Origin of the sequence: Roseimicrobium sp. ORNL1 (genome assembly GCF_011044495.1) — a bacterium.
Classification (GTDB): Bacteria; Verrucomicrobiota; Verrucomicrobiia; order Verrucomicrobiales; family Verrucomicrobiaceae; genus Roseimicrobium.
In genome coordinates, this window is record NZ_CP049143.1 from 5503909 (window position 1) to 5520550 (window position 16642).

Consider the following 16642-nt stretch of genomic DNA (forward strand, 5'->3'; position numbering starts at 1 on the left):
TTGTTTCAGGCGCAGGGTCTCACTTGTTAATCACCAGCACAATCGCTGTCAGCATCAAGGCCGCGCCAAACAAGCGCCAGCGCATCACGCGAGCGCCGAGATGCTGTTCCTCGTTGGCGAACCAATGGCCCACCAGCCAGACCATGACCACGCTGAGCAGACCGCGCGAGGAGTAAATGACATTCGCCGCTGTGGCCTGACCGTGCAGGGCAATCGCACTCACGAAGATGATGCTCTGGGTGCCCAGCAGCGCCGAGCCCATGAGGAGCCAAAGCCAGGCCTCCTTCGCCACCTGACGCAGCGGCGCCTTGAACATGAAGATGAGCGAGAAGGAGAACAACCCGTTGATCCAGAAAATCAGCGGCAGCAACCGTCCCACGCCCCAGCTCGGGCCCCAGTTCATCACGAGCACATCAAACAAAGCGAAAAAAATCGCCCCCGCCCCACCCGCGAGCAGCGTGATGCCGACATTGCGCGGCGGCGTATTCCCATCCTTCCGATTCAGGAAAGCCACTCCCAGCACGCTCAGCAGCGCGGCGGACCACAGTTTGATGCCCACGTCACCGCCTCCCAGTAGTGGTGTGAAGAACGCGATGAGCACCACCTTGAGACCAAACACCGGCACTGCGAGGGACACGTCCCCTTTTTCAATCGCGAGAAACTGGCTGATCTGCCCGAAGAACAAGCAGCCCGCGATGATGGCGGGCTGCCAGAGCAGTCCCATCTGCACGTCCTTGCCCCCCAGCAGCCAGAGCAGGGAGAACAGTCCTGCCACCACGATATTTGCCACGAACGTTGTCCGCCACAGCCCAACTCCCAGCTGGCTGGAGCGTTTCAGCAGGAGGGCACTGAAGGTGTAGATGACAGCCGCGAGGGAGGGATAGAGAATGACGGGGAGCGTGACGGGCATTGAGGTGAGGTGAGCCTTCACCCTTAGCACGAAAGCCGGGGCAAGCGAGCAGGGGGCCGTTTCTTTCCCGCTAGACTGCCGCGGAAGGCTGCGTTCTTGTCGTCCCATGAAACTGCTCTTTTCCGCTCTTACCCTCGCTATGCTCGCCACCAGCTCCGTTTTCGCCGGCCAGGGCGCCAAGGTAAATCCTCCGTACGACGCTCCCGCCGTGGAAAGCATCGACCAGGACGGCAAGGCCGTGAAGCTCGACGAAGTCTACAAGGCCAGCCCCTTTGTCGTGGTCTACTTCTACCCGAAGGCCGACACCCCCGGCTGCACCAAGCAGGGCTGCTCCCTCCGTGACGCCAATGCGGACCTCACCAAGGAAGGCGTGAAGATCATCGGCGTGAGCACCGACACCGTGGAAGCCCAGAAGAAGTTCGCAGACGGCCAGAAGTTCCCTTTCACCCTTCTCGCCGACAAGGAAGGCAAAGTGGTAGATGCCTTCAAGGTGCAGAAGAACGCCAAGGGCATGGCCACCCGCCAGTGCTTCATCATCAAGAACGGCAAGGTCGTGTGGCATGACCCGAAAGGCGCCACCGAAACCCAGGCGGATGAAGTGAAGGCCGCGCTGAAGGAGCTGAAGTAAGCCTCGCCCTTCCACTTCGATTCGACTCAAACCGGATGCCCCGCTGAGGGGCATCCGGTTTTTCTTTTGTTTGGGGATCCGTTCGTTTCGCGGCATATTGTGCGCTCATCCCCATGGCCTTCCCCATCGAAGACGAATCCCTGCTCAAGCGCATGGCCAAGATTGGCCTGCGGGATGAGGACATCGAGGAGTCGTTCATTCGTGGCACCGGCGCCGGCGGACAGAAGATCAACAAGACCAGCAGCACCGTGGTGCTCGTGCATGTGCCAACAGGCGTGGAAGTACGCTGCCAACGCGAGCGCAGCCAGAGCGTGAATCGTCTCGTGGCCCGAGAGGAACTCTGCGCCAAGCTGGAGCAGAAGCTGCAGGCCGTGCGCCAGGAAAAGCGCGATGCCGTGGAGAAGAAGAAGCGGCAGAACCGCAAACGCCCCCGGGGTGTGAAGGAGCGCATCCTCAAGAGCAAGCACAAACGCAGCGATGTGAAGAAGCAGCGCTCGAAGGTGCGTGGCGGGCAGGATTAAGAAATAGAAACCGGGCGGGGAGGGCAACCAAGGCGGACACATGAGCCGTCTTGATAGAAGAAAGAACCCGAACCTTCATCTTCCCTAAAGGTAGAAAGCTCGAACTATGGGCGTGATTCATCATTTGCCTCCCACACAGCGGATTAGCCATCTCTGGTCCTTCCGAGCACTCGGGCTGTCTGCATTGTTGGGATTGTCTTCCTGCTCGGGCATTGGCGGCCCCCTTCAAACCCCAGAGGGAGACCTGGCCCCCAAGAGCTGGAAGGCCGCAAAGGGCAACACCACCAAACCGCTTGACACTGCCGCCCTCCCCCAGTGGTGGGAACGTTTTGGTGACTCAGTGATGAGCCAGGTGATTGCCGTGGCGCTGCGGTCCAGCCCAGACATCCGGAGCGCCCTCTCGAAGATTGCCGAGGCCAGAGGCGCTCGCGGCGTGGAGAGAGCCCAGCTGTTTCCGCAGCTTGATGCCGGCCTGAGCGGACAAGCCCGCCGCGAAGACAGGCGGGGAAGCCCGGCTGAGACAACCCAGAACTACGGCGCGTCCCTGGATGCAAGCTGGGAGGTCGATCTGTTCGGCAAGCAGCGCCAGAACGTGCGCGCTGCTACTGCCGACCTTGCCCAGACACAGGAGAATTTTTACGCCGCCCAAGTGTCCCTCGCTGCTGAAACGGCCTCCGCCTACCTGGATCTCCGCACCGCTGAAGCCCAACTGGCCGTGCTGGAAAACAGCATCACCACCCGTGAGGAAACGCTTCAACTCACCCGCTGGAGGGAACAGGCCGGCCAGGGCAACGCTTTGGAAACCCAGCAGGCCCTCACCAGTCTGGAGCAGGCACGCACCGCCGTGCCTCCTCTGAAGCAGACCATCAGCCAGACCAGGAACCAGCTCGCCCTGCTCGCAGGCAAGACTCCGGGCGCTCTTGACAAGCTGCTGACAAAGGCACGCCCTGTGCCTGCCCCACCCCAAAAAATCGCACTGGGCATTCCCGCGGAAACCCTGCGCCAGCGTCCTGACGTGAGAGCCGCAGAGCATGCCGTGGCAGCAGCCTACTTCCGTACCAAATCCGCCGAGGCGGAGCGCTATCCATCGCTGAATCTCACAGGCTCCATCGGAGTAGAGGCACTGAAAGCCGGACGCATCTTCTCTCCTGAAAGCACCGCCGCCTCCATTCTTGGCAGCTTGACGGCTCCCATCTTCGACGCGGGACGTATCAGGGAGAACATTGTCATTCAAAACGAGCGCCAGCGGCAGGCGCTCATCAGCTACGAAAGCACGGTGCTGAAGTCTCTCTCCGAAGTCGAAAATGCCCTCATCGCCATTCAACGTTCCTCAGAAACGCTGGAGGTGGTGACCCGGGCAGTAACGGCGGCACGCGAGGCAGCCAAACTGGCTGCACTCCGCTACGAGGCCGGAGACGTGGACCTGCTCGATGTCCTCGATGCCCAGCGCACCCTTCTGAGTCTTGAGGAGCAGCAAGTCACCAATGCGAGGAATCGTGCCGCCGCTCATGTCCAGCTCTACCAGGCCCTCGGAGGAGGCTGGAGCTCCCGCTAATGCTCACCCCCATCTACCCTGAATGAAAACAATCGCTGCTCCAGCGGACCTTGCTGAAACCATCCGGCTCGGCAGCTCCCGGAAATCCCGGTGGCTCCGCTATACCCTCCTGCTGGCACTGGTGGCAGCGGGCATCGTGAGCTGGGTCTTGTGGACCCGTCACGTGGAGGCGCAACAGCACCTCAATCCCTTCGTCACCGAACCGCTCCAGCAGGGCAGCATCAGCGTGGCCGTCACCGCCACAGGCAATCTTGAACCGACGAATGAGGTCACCATCGGCAGTGAACTCTCCGGCACCGTTCAGGAGGTCCTTGTGGACATCAATGACCGCGTCAAAAAAGGCCAGGCCCTCGCCAAGCTGGACACCAGCAAACTCGAACAGACGACGGCAAGTTCACGCGCCTCATTGACCGCTGCCAAGGCCAAGGTGCTCCAGGCGGAAGCCACGGTGCGCGAGAGTGAATCCACACTCGCACGCCAGCAGGAGCTTCATCGCATCAGCGGAGGCAAGATGCCTTCCAAGTCCGAATTGGACACGGCAACGGCTACCGTCGACCGCGCGAAGGCCGACCTGGAAAGCGCCAAGGCATCGGTCCTTCAATCCGAAGCCCAGCTCAAATCCAATGAAACCGATCTAGGGAAGGCGGTCATCAAATCACCCATCGACGGCATCGTTCTGACACGCAGCGTAGAACCCGGTCAAACCGTGGCAGCCAGCTTCACCGCGCCGGAGTTGTTTATTCTCGCCGAAAACTTGGAGCAGATGGAACTGAAGGTATCGGTGGCTGAGATGGACATCGGCCGCGTGCAACCGGGTCAGACAGCGACCTTCACTGTGGACGCCTGGCCGGATCGCTCCTTCACAGCCAAGGTCGAAATGGTGGCCTTTGGTTCTGCCGTGGTGGACAACGTGGTCACCTACGAAACGCGACTGGAAGTAGCCAACACCGACCTGAGCCTGCGCCCCGGGATGACCGCCGTGGCTGACATCCAGGTGGCGGAAGCATCGGATGTATTCCTCGTACCAAACACGGCGTTGCGGTTCGATCCCGAAGCGGCAGTGGCCCAAGGCCCGCCCGGTGGCCCCGGTGGAAACAAGACCTTTGTCCAGAGCCTCATGCCCGGGCCTCCACGCGGCATGGGAAGCCGGCGCTCCAGTTCTGGCTCTGGCTCTGCGTCAGGTAGCACACCCAAGGCCTCTCACCACGGCAAGACTGGAGAATCGCGTATCTGGATCCTGCAGGATGGCAAACCGGTGGCAGTTCCCGTGAAGACTGGACTTACCGACGGTCGGAAGACCCAGGTATCTGGTGAAGGCCTTCATAGGGACATGGAAGTGATCACTCGCGCCAACACGCCTGCTTCATGAGTGCCCGCCCACAGAACTCGCTCATCGAGCTCAAGGCGCTGACCAAGACCTACGGTCGCGGCGATACCGAGTTTCAGGCACTGCGTGGCGTGGATCTGACCATTCGTCAGGGAGAGTTCGTGGCCATCATGGGACCCAGCGGTTCGGGGAAATCCACGTTGATGAACCTCCTCGGCTGCCTGGACACCCCAACGACGGGCAGCTACAAGTATGAGAACATTGCCGTGGAATCGCTGACTGCGGACCAGCGCTCTCTCCTGCGTCGTCACGCACTGGGGTTTGTCTTTCAGGGGTTCAATCTCCTCGCCCGTACCAGTGCCTTGGAGAATGTGGAACTGCCGCTTCTGTATCGCGGCATCTCCAGGCAACAGCGACATGCCATGGCCAGGCAGGCGCTGGCCTCAGTCGGTCTGCCAGGGAAAGAGCGCAACACGCCGGCGGAACTGTCCGGAGGCCAGCAACAGCGTGTTGCCATCGCCAGAGCAATCGTGACGGAACCAAGCACTCTGTTCGCGGACGAACCCACGGGTAATCTTGACTCGCACACCACAGAAGAGGTCATGGAGTTGCTGACCCGTCTCAACGAAGAACGTGGCATCACCATCCTGCTAGTCACCCATGAGGATGATGTCGCCACCTATGCCCAGCGGGTCGTGCGTGTGAGGGACGGACTCATCGAATCGGACATCCTGAACCCCGCGAAAAAGAGGCCATGATGACGATGCTCTGGAACACCTTTTCCATCGCGCTGCGGGAGATTCGCAGGAACCTCACGCGTTCCTTTCTGACCGTGCTCGGCATCATCATCGGCGTGGCCGCGGTGATTACCATGGTCACCCTTGGGCAGGCAACGACCCAGGCGGTGAAAAGCCAGATTTCCAACCTTGGCTCCAACCTGATCATGATGCGACCGGGGAGTGGCTTTGGTCCCCGCTCGACTTCTGCCGGGGTACCGAACTTCACCATCACCGACGCCACCGCCATCGCGGACCAAGTGCCAGGCATCGCCGCCGTCGCCCCGGTGCGCACGATGAGCCTCAGCACCATTTACTTTGAGAATGCCCGGAGCACTTCCATCACCGGCAGCACAGCGGACTATTTCTACATCAACAAATGGACCCTGGCAGAAGGACGGCTCTTCACGGAGGCGGACTATCGTTCCGCGAAGGCCGTGGCGGTCATTGGAGCCACCGTGCGGCGAGAGCTCTTTGGCAACGCCGATCCCATCGGTCAAAAGATTCGTGTCGGGAAAGCCTCTGTTGAAGTGATTGGACTGCTGGCTGCCAAGGGGCAGATGGGCATGGGCGATCAGGATGACACGATCATCATTCCCCTTTCGAGCCTGCAACGTCGCCTGCTTGGGCGCACCTCTTCCAGGGACATCACCCAGATTTTGATCTCAGCAGAGGACAATACCGACAGCAATACCATCATCGCCGCCATCACCTCGCTCATGCGTGAACGCCGCAATCTTCAGCCGAACGAGAACGACAATTTCTCCGTCATGGATACCCGGCAGATTGCCGAAACCTTGAGCGCCTCCACCAAGATGATGACCACGCTTTTGGCGGCGGTGGCCGGTGTGAGTCTCCTTGTGGGCGGCATTGGGATCATGAACATCATGCTCGTGTCCGTGACCGAACGCACACGGGAGATTGGCGTGCGCATGGCCATCGGCGCCCGCGCGCGCGAGGTACTGCTCCAGTTCTTGGTGGAGGCCATCACCCTGTCTTCCATTGGCGGGATCGTGGGAATTCTCCTGGCGCTGGGTCTCTGCTATGCCCTCGCCCAGGTCATTCAAGTCCCCTTCTCGTTCAACACGCAGATCAACGTCATCGCATTCCTGTTCTCGGCAGCCGTGGGTATCCTCTTTGGATTCACACCGGCCAGACGGGCAGCGAAGCTCAATCCCATCGACGCCCTGCGGCATGAGTAGCCTGACTCCACACCATGAGAGTTCTCGTTGTCGAAGATGAGCCAGCCTTACAGCGCAGCCTAGCCGCTACGCTGCGGGAGGAGAACTACGCCGTGGACGTGGCTTCCGATGGCGAAGAAGGTCTCTTTAAAGCAGAGAACAGCGCCTACGATGCCATCGTGCTCGATGTGATGATTCCCAAAATCGACGGCTGGGCAGTGCTGGAGCGTCTTCGCACCAGAAAGAATACACCGGTACTCATGCTGACAGCCCGCGATGCCGTGCGGGATCGGGTCAAGGGTCTCGATGGCGGTGCCGACGACTACCTGACCAAGCCCTTTAACATCGAAGAACTCCTGGCCCGCCTTCGCTCCTTGATACGGCGCGCTGCGGGACAGGCCAACGCCATGCTGGAGATCGGGCCTCTGACCCTCAACACCGCGGCCCGCGAAGCAGAAATCTCGGGTCAGAAGGTATCCCTCACCGCCCGGGAGTACGCCCTCCTCGAGTACCTTGCGCTGCACCGCGGTGAAGTCGTGACGCGCACCACGTTGTACGAACACCTGTTCGACGAAGAGGACAGCACTCTCTCGAACCTGCTTGATGTGCATGTTTCGAATCTCCGGCGCAAGCTTGGCCATGAGATGATCGTCACTCGCCGGGGACACGGTTATTCCATTCCATGAAGCTGCCGTTCAAATCCATCCGCTGGCAGTTGCAGGCCTGGCATGGGCTGGTGCTGCTGCTGGTAGCCGTGGGATTTTGCGCGCCCGCTTACCGGCTCGCTTCAGACAATCAACTGCAGCGCATCGACAAGGAACTTTCCGTGCTGGAGCGCACGCTGGTTCGGTCTCTCATGGAGACCCTGCACCCTGAAGAGAAGGGATTGCCCCTCGCGGAACGCAAGCCCCCTTCATTCCTTGAGTTCATCCAAAAGTTGAAGACCACCCCGCTCACGCTGCCTCCGACCGTGGAGGAACGGTTCGCGGGCACCAGCGCGGGATTTGCCTACTTCAGCATCTGGGACGGCGACGGCAGAGTACTGCTGCAAAGCCCGAACGCACCGGACATTTCCAGACCTCCACCTCCGAAAGGTGAAGAAATCACGGAGCAAACGCGCACCGTTGAGCAGCGGCGTGAGTTGATCCGCAGCAGCCCTCTGGGCATCAGCATTCTGGTCGGACGGGACATCTCACCGGATAAGGATGAGTTGCGCAGGATGACCGTGAACGTGCTGCTGACAGTAGCCGGTGTCTGGCTACTGGGCTGGCTGGGAGGCTGGTGGCTGGCGGGACGGGCACTGCGCCCCATCGATGCCATCAGCCATACTGCGGCACGCATATCGGAAGGAAACCTCAAGGAGCGCATCAATGTCACGGACACCGCGAACGAACTGGGAGGACTTTGTGGCGTGCTGAACCAGACTTTCGAGCGGCTCGATACCGCGTTCGAGAGACAGAGGCAATTCACCTCGGACGCCTCTCACGAGTTGCGCACTCCACTGGCGATTCTGATCGCCGAGACCCAACGCATCCTCAAGCGCGACAGGACGCCGGAAGAATACAAGGACGTGATCCAGACCTGCCAGAGCGCTGCCACCAGCATGTCCGAGCTTGTCGAGTCCCTTCTCCTTCTGGCGCGGCAGGACTCCGAAGGAGCAGAGAAACACCACGAGCCCTGTGATCTGGCGCCCTTGTCACTCGGGGTGGTCACCACACATGCACCCCTGGCTGCAGGGAAGAATATTGAGCTCGTCTGTTCCTTGCAGAGTGCGCCCTGCTTGGGCGATCCCGTGGGCCTGAGGATTCTTATTTCCAACCTCGTGGCCAATGCGATCCAACATCATCAAGGTGGAGGTCATGTCTGGCTGGAAAGCGGCATCAAGGATGGAGACGCATTTCTCATCGTGCGAGACGACGGCCCGGGCATTCCCGAAGACGACCTGCCTCGCATCTTTGAGCGCTTCTATCGCGTGGACAAAGCCCGCTCCCGGACCGAAGGCCACAGCGGACTGGGCCTCTCCATCGTGAAGGCCATCGCGGACAATCATGGAGCACAGATCGAAGCCACCGCGGAGCCCGGCAAAGGGACGACGTTTGAGGTGAGAGTGGCAAGTACGAAGTAGATGCCCCCATAAAGTGGTCCTCCGAGCGGAGCCGCTCATGGACTGAAGCGCTCTCGAGGGGGAGGCCCTCAAGATTCTCCAGATGCATCAGGCGTCGGTTGGTGCCATAATCCCGAGGATGAAAGGCACAGAAACATTGGCCGCACGAATGGGCACTACAGTGCACCGTTCGCTGTTGCTTCACAAACTGTGTCGGCTGGGCCTTAAGGATGCCGATGCCATATCCAGCGAAGCAAAGCAACGTGGCCTGGACTATTACTTGCCCCACACAGGATTACAGCAAACTCCACAGGCTACAGCGCGCGGAATTACATCCGAAGAATTGGTGGTAGCGTTGGTGCATCCCGGCCTGCCGTGGGACCCACAACGCTTTCGGCTTGCAGCCGCGCTCATGGCGGATTCTGGGGTTAATGCCAGACGTCTGGCGACTTTGGCCATACAGGAACGTACCGTCGCAACCATAGGAGCGATCGCCACCGAAGGACAAAACGCAGAACCTTCGGAGCCCTTCTGGAAGGAGCTTCTGATGCACCTTCCGCAGTCTGCTCCAGTGCCTGCCGGCGTCATGCCTCATCCCTCCCGTTACATGGTCATCCCCGGGAAAATTCGCCCTGGACGTGTGGGGAAATCGCACTGGGTCCGTCCCCGCATGCTTTCCGAATGAGCAACGCCTCGACGATTCTCAGCGCCCTCGACAAACACCTGAGAAGGCGCACACCATTGATCCTGTATGGGCGTGCTGCTTTGGTTTTGGGATTTGCTGACTCACCCTCAGATGCATCCCTTTCAGTGGACGTCGATGTGATCCTGACGGCCGAGCAGTCTGCGATTCTGGATGAGGACGAGGACTTTTGGACTGCTTTGGAAGCTACCAACTCTGAACTGGCACCCTTGGGACTTTATGTGACGCACCTTTTCGAAGAGAGCCAGGTGGCCTTGCGTCCTGACTGGAAACAGCATCTCGTGCCTATTGGGATGCCCGAATTCAAATGGCTCGACCTTTCACGCCCACACGCTTTGGACCTGCTGCTTACCAAGATGATGCGCGGAGCTGATCCTCAGGACATGATGGATGCGAACTTCATCATCAAGTCACAAAGCCTGAAAAAAGCGGCTATTGAGAACGCGATCGCGGTCGCACGAGTGCCGGATATCGAAGAAATCCGCGACGCATTTCGTTCGGCTATCCCGAAAGTCCTAGCCATGGTCGACTGATCAAGGTCTGGTCTGCCTCCACACTGCACCACAAAAAAGCGCGAAGGATTTCTCCTTCGCGCTTCCAGGATGTTTAGGTAAAAACCTGAGAAACTTATTCCTCGGACTCAGCCTTTTTGGCGGCCTTCTTCGAGGCCTTCTTGGCAGGCTTCTCTTCGGTCGCTTCGGCGGAAGCAGCAGCCTTCTTGGACTTGCTAGCCTTGGCGGGCTTTTCTTCCGTCGCGGCTTCTTCGGCCACGGCAGGAGCAGCTTCAGCAGCGGCGCCGGCGGGCACGAAGTAGTCCACCCACTCGATGAAGGCCATCGGAGCGGAATCGCTCATGCGCTGGCCAAGCTTCGTGATGCGGGTGTAACCACCCTTGCGATCAGCGGAGGCCACGGCGATTTCATCGAACAGCTTCTTCACGAGGGTCTCGCTACGAAGCTTCGCAAACGCGAGGCGGCGGCTGTGCAGGGTGTTCTTCTTGCCGAGCGTGAGCAGCTTTTCAGCCACCGGGCGCAGCGCCTTGGCCTTGGCCAAGGTGGTCTTGATGCGGCGGTGCTCGATCAGGCTCTTGCAGAGGTTCTTGAGCAACGCTTCGCGATGGGGCTTTTTGCGCTGCAGCTTGACGGTCTTGTTCCGGTGTCTCATTTCTCAGGTTTCCTGTTAAATTCGTTCAGTGGTGCTTGGCTGATGAGGAGGTTTATTCCTCGTCCTCATCGTCGTCACCGCCGAGGTTGGCGCTGATCAGGCGGGAGAAGCTGTCGGCATCGGCGTCCTCATCGTCCTCACGGCGGAAGCCACCCTGACGGATCATGGAGATGCCGCCGGGAAGGGGTTCAAGCAGCGAGGGGTCGAGCTTCATGCCAAGAGTGAGGCCAAGCTCGCCGAGCTTTTCGCGAATCTCGGTGAGGGACTTCTTGCCGAAGTTGCGGTAGCGCAGCATTTCGGCCTCCGTCTTCTGGGCAAGCTGGCCCACCGTGGTGATGTTCGCGTTGTTGAGGCAGTTCGCCGCACGGACGGACAGCTCGATTTCGTTGACGGACATGTTGAGCAGCTTGCGCAGCTCGAGGTTTTCTTCGCTCTGGGCTTCGGGAGCCGCGTCGAATTCGACCTGGCTGTCGTCGTAGTTCACAAAGACATCAAGGTGGCGGCGCAGGATGGCGGAAGCCTGCAGGAGGGCGTCCTGCGGGGCGATGCGGCCGTCCGTCCAGATGTCGAGGATAAGCTTGTCGTAGTCCGTGTTTTGGCCCACGCGGGTGGCTTCCACAGCGTACTTCACGCGGGTCACCGGGGAGAAGATGGAGTCGATCGGAATGACACCGATGGACATGTCAGGACGCTTGTTGTCCTCGTTGGTGGCGAAGCCGCGGCCCACCTTGACTTCGATTTCGATTTCGAGCTTGCCCTTGCGGTCGAGGGTGCAGATGACCTGGTCCTTGTTGATGACCTGATAGTGCTGGTCGTCCTTGATGTCGCCGGCGGTGACAAGACCTTCCTTGTCGGCGTTGAGGAAAAGGGTGCGGGACTCCTTGTTTTCGAAGTGCTGGAACTTCACCTTCTTCAGGTTCAGCACGATCTGGGTCACGTCTTCCACCACTCCGGGGAGGGTCTGGAACTCGTGCTCAGCGCCCTTGATGCGGACACTCGTGATGGAAGCGCCTTCCAAGGAGGAAAGCAGCACGCGACGGAGGCTGTTGCCGATGGTGTGGCCATAACCACGGTCGAAGGGTTCGGCGACGAACTGCGCGAAGGTTTCGGTGGCCGTCGCATCGTTCTTCACGAGGCGGTTCGGCATTTCAAAACGGGCAAGACGGATGGACATGTATTCTGTGGGTGGCCGGGTTGCCTTCGGGGCGAGCGGTTCTGCCTCGGAAGAGGCGGACCCGAAGACCAACGGCGATTGAAGGGCTCGCAGGGGGCGGAGACAATGCACGGCTGCGAAAGAGAGGCAAGGGATTTTTCAGGCCAAGGCGGAGCTCCCCGGATCCCAACCCGGCTGCGGCACCAGCCCCTAACGCCGGTGAATCCCCTGATACACGATTAAGGGTGCCCGATGATGCGATTCCATAAGAAAAAACGATGCAGTCAAAACCCTCTCCCCTCCGTCGCAGTGTCGCCGCCCTGACCGCTGTCAGCCTGCTGACCGGCTGCACTACCTCCCTGCCCAGCTTTTCAAACCCCTTCCCCAAGCTGCGGGGTGACAAGGCCTTCATCCGGTACTGGCCCCCACCCAAGGACAGCACCCAGCTCCGCGTGGCGGTGAAGGACAACATCGACATGAAGGGCGTGGTCACCGCCGCCGGCTCCGAGTACCTGCTGAAGACCAATCCCCCGGCCGAGAAGGACGCTCCCTGCCTGGCCCCCGTCCGCGCCAGTGGAGCGCACATCGTCGGTCGGACGAATCTGAACGAACTCGCCCTCGGCGCCACTGGGATCAATGGCTACTTCGGCACCCCGAGGAACCGCATGGGTGACTCCAAGCGGCTCATGCCCGGGGGCTCCTCCAGCGGCTCAGCGGTTGCGGTTTTGAACGGAAGGGCGGACGTGGCCATCGGTACGGATACCGCCGGCTCCATCCGCACGCCGGCCGCCTGCTGCGGGGTATACGGGCTGAAGACCACCTTCGGCCTCATCCCCACCAAGGGCATCCACCCCATCTCACCCCGGCATCTGGACACGGTGGGCCCCCTTGCCAAGGACATCCCCCACCTCGTGGACGGCATGGACCTGCTGAAGCCGGGTTTCAGCGGCCAGTACGCGAATGCCAAGGCGGCCAAGCCCGGCCCCAGGAGCATCACCGTGGGGCGGCTCTACATTGAAAACACCGACCCCAAGATCGACCAGGCCATCGATGACGCCCTCGCCGCCGCGAATGTGAAAGTGGTGCGTCTTCCCCAATGGTTTGCCGAAGCATGGAAGGAAGCCATGAAACACGGCAACACCATCGCCGTGGCCGATGGCTATGTGACCGACAAGGAGCTCTTAAAAGTCCGTGGAGTAACTTCCACCACCAAAGCAGCCATCCTTCTGGGAGACCTCAAGTACGACAGCAAGGAATACCGCGAGGCCCTGGCCATGAAAAAGGTGTGGCAGAAGCAGCTGGACCGCATCTTCCAGAAGGTGGATTTCATCGCTCTACCCACGCTGCGGCACCATCCCATGAAGGTCCCCATCTTCAGCCGCTTCATCCTTTTTGAAGCCGAGGCCCTGGCGTTGCAAAATACGGTTTCCGTGAATTATGCAGGCAACCCCGCCCTCGCCATGCCCGTACCTATGAATGACGAAAAGATTCCACTAACCAGTCTCCAGCTTGTCGGGCCAAAACTCAGCGAAGCAAAACTTTTGAACGCCGCGAGGATCATCGCGTCGAAGGAGTAATGTTTTGCCCGAAAACCCTCCGCCTTCGTGCTTCGGCCAAGGCCTTCCTAGCTGCTGTGGCGCTGTGTATAACCAGCGCCGGTGTCCGTGGTCAAGCTCCAGCTCACACCCCGGAAGAACTGCTCTTGTTCCAAAAGGCAGACGCCCTTGACGTAAAGCTCGAAGCCAAGGAGGCGCTCCAAGTTTATCTGGAACTCGAGAAACTCCACCCTGACAACGCCGACGTGCTGGTCCGCATTGCCCGACAGTACCGGCACCTCATGGCGGATGCCTCTTCCAACGAGGAAAAGCTGAAGCTCGGAAACACGGCCCTCCAGTACGGCAAGCGCGCCGCAGCTGCGGATCCCCAGAACTCCGATGCCCAGCTCTCCTGCGCCATCAGCTACGGGAAGATGGTCCCCTTCATGAGCAACAAGGAACAGGTCGCCTGCTCCAAGGCCATCAAGGCCGGTGCTGAGAAGGCCGTGAAGCTGAACTCCTCCAATGACCTGGCCTGGCACATCCTCGGCCGCTGGCATCGGAATGTGGCCAGCGTGGGTGGCGTGAAAAAGATGCTCGCCTCCATGATCTACGACAAGCTGCCGGAGGCCTCTAATGATGAAGCGGTTAGCTGCCTGGAGAAAGCGGTGAAACTCAATCCCACCCGCCTCATGCACTACGTGGAACTGGGTCGCGTGTACGCCCAGGTCGGCCGCAACTCCGAAGCGTGCAAGTACCTGCAGAAAGGTCTCTCCATGCCCAGCATTGAGAAAGACGATCCGGACGCGAAAGCCGCCGCGAGGGAACTGCTCGCCAGCCTGAAGTAAGTTGGGTTTTGTACTTTAGCTGAATTTTAGAACAAAAACGCCGCGTGACCCACCTGTGGTCACGCGGCGCTTTTGTTTCTAAAACTCTTTCGCTCGTCAGGCAACGATGGCCGTCTGCGGACTCCCGCTTTCCACGGAAGGCAACTCGCACAGGGAGCTATCAATGTACAAGTGGTGCCAGAGCTGGGTCGCCACCACAGCCGCGAGGCCCAATTCGATCGAAAGGCGCGGCAGGGACCCGGCTCTCAGGCTGGTGTAGGCCTTTCTCCAGTGGCGCACTGCCTGCGGATCGAAGTACCCCGTGCGGCGCAGCGACTCCTCGCTGAGAAGCTGGGCGACAAACTTGGGCTCGGGCTCAAGATGGAAGCTGTCCAGGGGGGCACGGAAGATAACCTTGCCTCTCTTATACACGAAAGGCGGCACCCAGCGTTCGGCGAGCAGGCGGAGGATGTGCTTGTCCCGGAAACCGCGCAGCTTCCACCGCGGATGGATTTTCGCCGTGAAGTCGAAAACATCCTCATCCAGAAACGGATAACGCACCTCGACAGAGGAATGCATGGCCACGCGATCGCCTTTCGCCTGCAGGAGGTGGCCCGCCAGATTCACGCGACCTGCCATCCACACACCACGATTCAGTGGGTGCCACTTGGTCGCCCGGTCGAGATCCATGTCCAGCATGGACCAGGGCGCGGTAGTGTCGATTTGCGCCAGCATGTCCGGGCTGTAGAACCGCAGCTTGGAGACGCATAGGACCCCGTAGGAATCGATCCACGGATTATTGCCGCCGATGACTTTTTCGATATCCCTCCGAACTTGCGCGGGGAAGTTCGGCACATTGCTTATCTTCAGGAAGGCGCGCCGGACATTGTCGCTGATTTCCACGCCCGGGATCAGGTCGAGGTATCCCAGGGCCTTGGAGATTTTGTACCACGGGTAGCCAATCAGCCACTCGTCCGCCCCCTCCCCCGTCAGCACGACTTTCTGGCCGTTGGTGTGCACCCGGTGCGCCAGTTGTAGAAGAGAGGCGCAGGAGGTGTCGATAACCGGACACTCCGCCGCACGAATGAGGCTGGGATAAGTATTGAGCGCGTCCTCGGTGCGGAACTTCTGCACAATCGGAGGCGCGACGCCCACGTGCTTGGCGACCATGCTGGCGGCATCCAGTTCATCCAACCCAGGCTCATCTACCTGCACGGTATAAGTATGGATGTCCTTGCCCTTCACATGGCTGGCCAGCGCCAGAATCATGCTGGAGTCCACCCCGCCGGAGAGGTAGGAACCCACCGGCACATCGGCGCGCAGGCGTTTCTCCACGGCCTTGAGTATCAACTGCTCAAACTCATCCACCAATGTCTTCGCATCACCATCCACCTCCTGGCCCGCATCCGGGAAGTCCATCTTCCAGTAGGCCCGCTCCTGGATGGTGACATTATCGCCACGATTTCCTTTGGTGATCTGGAGAAACCTCGCCGGGGGAAGGCAATTCACCCCCTCGAAGCAAGTCACCGGACCCGGCATGGCGGAGAAGGTGAAGACATGGTCGATGCCCCGGCGGTCAGGCCGCGCCGGCACCATGCCGGAGGCCAGCAACCCCTTGATCTCCGAGGCAAAAAGCAGCCAATCGCCCTGCCTCGTCCAGTAGAGCGGAGCGATGCCGAAGCGGTCCCGCCCGAGGGTAAGCTGCTTCTTTTTCTCGTCCCACAGGGCGATGGCGAACTGCCCTCGCAGCCGCTCAAACATGCCCTCCCGGTGGTCCTCCCACATGTGCGGAATGATTTCCGTGTCGCAGTGGGTGGTCAGGATGTGCCCTCTGTTTTGGAGCTCAGCGCGCTTCTCCACATGGTCGAAAAGCTCCCCATTGAAGACCACATGAACACTGCGGTCCTCATTGTTCATGGGCTGCTGACCATCAGCCAGCCCCACGATACTCAGTCTTCGGGAGGCCATTCCAAGCCCTGGCCTCCAAAGAAAGCCCTCTTCATCGGGGCCCCGATGGAAGATGGCACGCGCCATGCTTCGTACGACGTCCACCGGCGCGTCCCGTTCCCCGGCCATATCCAGCATGCCTGCTATGCCACACATAAATTATAGTTCGCCCCTGCGAGTGTGGTGAGGATGCGTCGTCTGGCAAAAAGATTAAGGAAAATTAGTCGTGGTACTGTTCACGCGACGAGCACGGCTGAGTCGATGCTCATGATACCAAAGGCCAACTTGCAGATCGTGCTTTTTGCTTCCAT

15 protein-coding genes are annotated in these 16642 nt (G+C 60.0%); 11 read left to right on the forward strand and 4 right to left on the reverse strand.

The genetic code is table 11. The annotated features are described in order from the left end of the window. Window positions 1-19: 19 nt before the first annotated feature. The gene (locus G5S37_RS22220) at window positions 20-910 is read right to left on the reverse strand and encodes a DMT family transporter (RefSeq protein WP_165206768.1); all 891 of its coding nucleotides are present in this window, start codon (window positions 908-910) and stop codon (window positions 20-22) included. Between the two features lie 106 nt (window positions 911-1016). Here G5S37_RS22220 and G5S37_RS22225 point away from each other — a divergent pair, with 106 nt between their 5' ends. The 9 genes from G5S37_RS22225 (at window position 1017) to G5S37_RS22265 (ending at window position 10238) form a co-directional block, all read left to right on the forward strand. Then, the gene (locus tag G5S37_RS22225) at window positions 1017-1538 is read left to right on the forward strand and encodes a peroxiredoxin (RefSeq protein ID WP_165206770.1); all 522 of its coding nucleotides are present in this window, start codon (window positions 1017-1019) and stop codon (window positions 1536-1538) included. 113 nt (window positions 1539-1651) lie between these two features. Beyond that, entirely contained in the window at window positions 1652-2059 is a 408-nt protein-coding gene (locus G5S37_RS22230) for a peptide chain release factor-like protein (RefSeq protein ID WP_165206772.1), read from the forward strand. A 106-nt stretch (window positions 2060-2165) separates the two neighbouring features. Beyond that, the gene (locus G5S37_RS22235; protein WP_165206774.1) at window positions 2166-3614 is read left to right on the forward strand and encodes an efflux transporter outer membrane subunit; all 1449 of its coding nucleotides are present in this window, start codon (window positions 2166-2168) and stop codon (window positions 3612-3614) included. Between the two features lie 22 nt (window positions 3615-3636). Next, a complete protein-coding gene (locus tag G5S37_RS22240; protein ID WP_165206776.1) occupies window positions 3637-4983 on the forward strand; it encodes an efflux RND transporter periplasmic adaptor subunit in 1347 nt (448 codons plus the stop codon). Continuing rightward, on the forward strand, window positions 4980-5699 hold the full coding sequence (locus G5S37_RS22245) for an ABC transporter ATP-binding protein (RefSeq protein ID WP_165206778.1): 720 nt from the start codon (window positions 4980-4982) through the stop codon (window positions 5697-5699). The genes G5S37_RS22240 and G5S37_RS22245 overlap by 4 nt, the downstream gene beginning before the upstream one ends. 5 nt (window positions 5700-5704) lie before the next feature. Beyond that, a complete protein-coding gene (locus tag G5S37_RS22250; protein ID WP_165211818.1) occupies window positions 5705-6919 on the forward strand; it encodes an ABC transporter permease in 1215 nt (404 codons plus the stop codon). 14 nt (window positions 6920-6933) lie between these two features. Further along, complete coding sequence (locus G5S37_RS22255; RefSeq protein ID WP_165206780.1) at window positions 6934-7584, forward strand: response regulator transcription factor; 651 nt, start codon at window positions 6934-6936, stop codon at window positions 7582-7584. Next, window positions 7581-9023, forward strand: coding sequence for an ATP-binding protein (locus tag G5S37_RS22260; RefSeq protein ID WP_165206782.1), 1443 nt, complete (start codon window positions 7581-7583; stop codon window positions 9021-9023). The genes G5S37_RS22255 and G5S37_RS22260 overlap by 4 nt, the downstream gene beginning before the upstream one ends. A gap of 660 nt (window positions 9024-9683) precedes the next feature. After that, window positions 9684-10238 carry a hypothetical protein gene (locus tag G5S37_RS22265; RefSeq protein WP_165206784.1) on the forward strand — a complete coding sequence of 185 codons (555 nt, stop codon included), beginning with the start codon at window positions 9684-9686 and terminating at the stop codon, window positions 10236-10238. 94 nt (window positions 10239-10332) lie between these two features. Here G5S37_RS22265 and rplQ read toward each other — a convergent pair whose 3' ends face one another. Together rplQ and G5S37_RS22275 are read right to left on the reverse strand one after the other, a co-directional pair. Further along, complete coding sequence (gene rplQ, locus G5S37_RS22270; protein WP_165206785.1) at window positions 10333-10869, reverse strand: 50S ribosomal protein L17; 537 nt, start codon at window positions 10867-10869, stop codon at window positions 10333-10335. 52 nt (window positions 10870-10921) lie between these two features. Continuing rightward, entirely contained in the window at window positions 10922-12043 is a 1122-nt protein-coding gene (locus tag G5S37_RS22275) for a DNA-directed RNA polymerase subunit alpha (protein ID WP_165206787.1), read from the reverse strand. A 257-nt stretch (window positions 12044-12300) separates the two neighbouring features. On the opposite strand from G5S37_RS22275, the gene G5S37_RS22280 reads away from it, so the two are divergent. Next, on the forward strand, window positions 12301-13599 hold the full coding sequence (locus tag G5S37_RS22280; RefSeq protein WP_165206789.1) for an amidase: 1299 nt from the start codon (window positions 12301-12303) through the stop codon (window positions 13597-13599). 125 nt (window positions 13600-13724) lie between these two features. After that, on the forward strand, window positions 13725-14405 hold the full coding sequence (locus tag G5S37_RS22285; protein WP_206026102.1) for a hypothetical protein: 681 nt from the start codon (window positions 13725-13727) through the stop codon (window positions 14403-14405). A 96-nt stretch (window positions 14406-14501) separates the two neighbouring features. On the opposite strand, the gene asnB is transcribed toward G5S37_RS22285, so the two are convergent. After that, window positions 14502-16487, reverse strand: coding sequence for an asparagine synthase (glutamine-hydrolyzing) (asnB, locus tag G5S37_RS22290; RefSeq protein WP_165206791.1), 1986 nt, complete (start codon window positions 16485-16487; stop codon window positions 14502-14504). Between the last annotated feature and the right edge of the window lie 155 nt (window positions 16488-16642).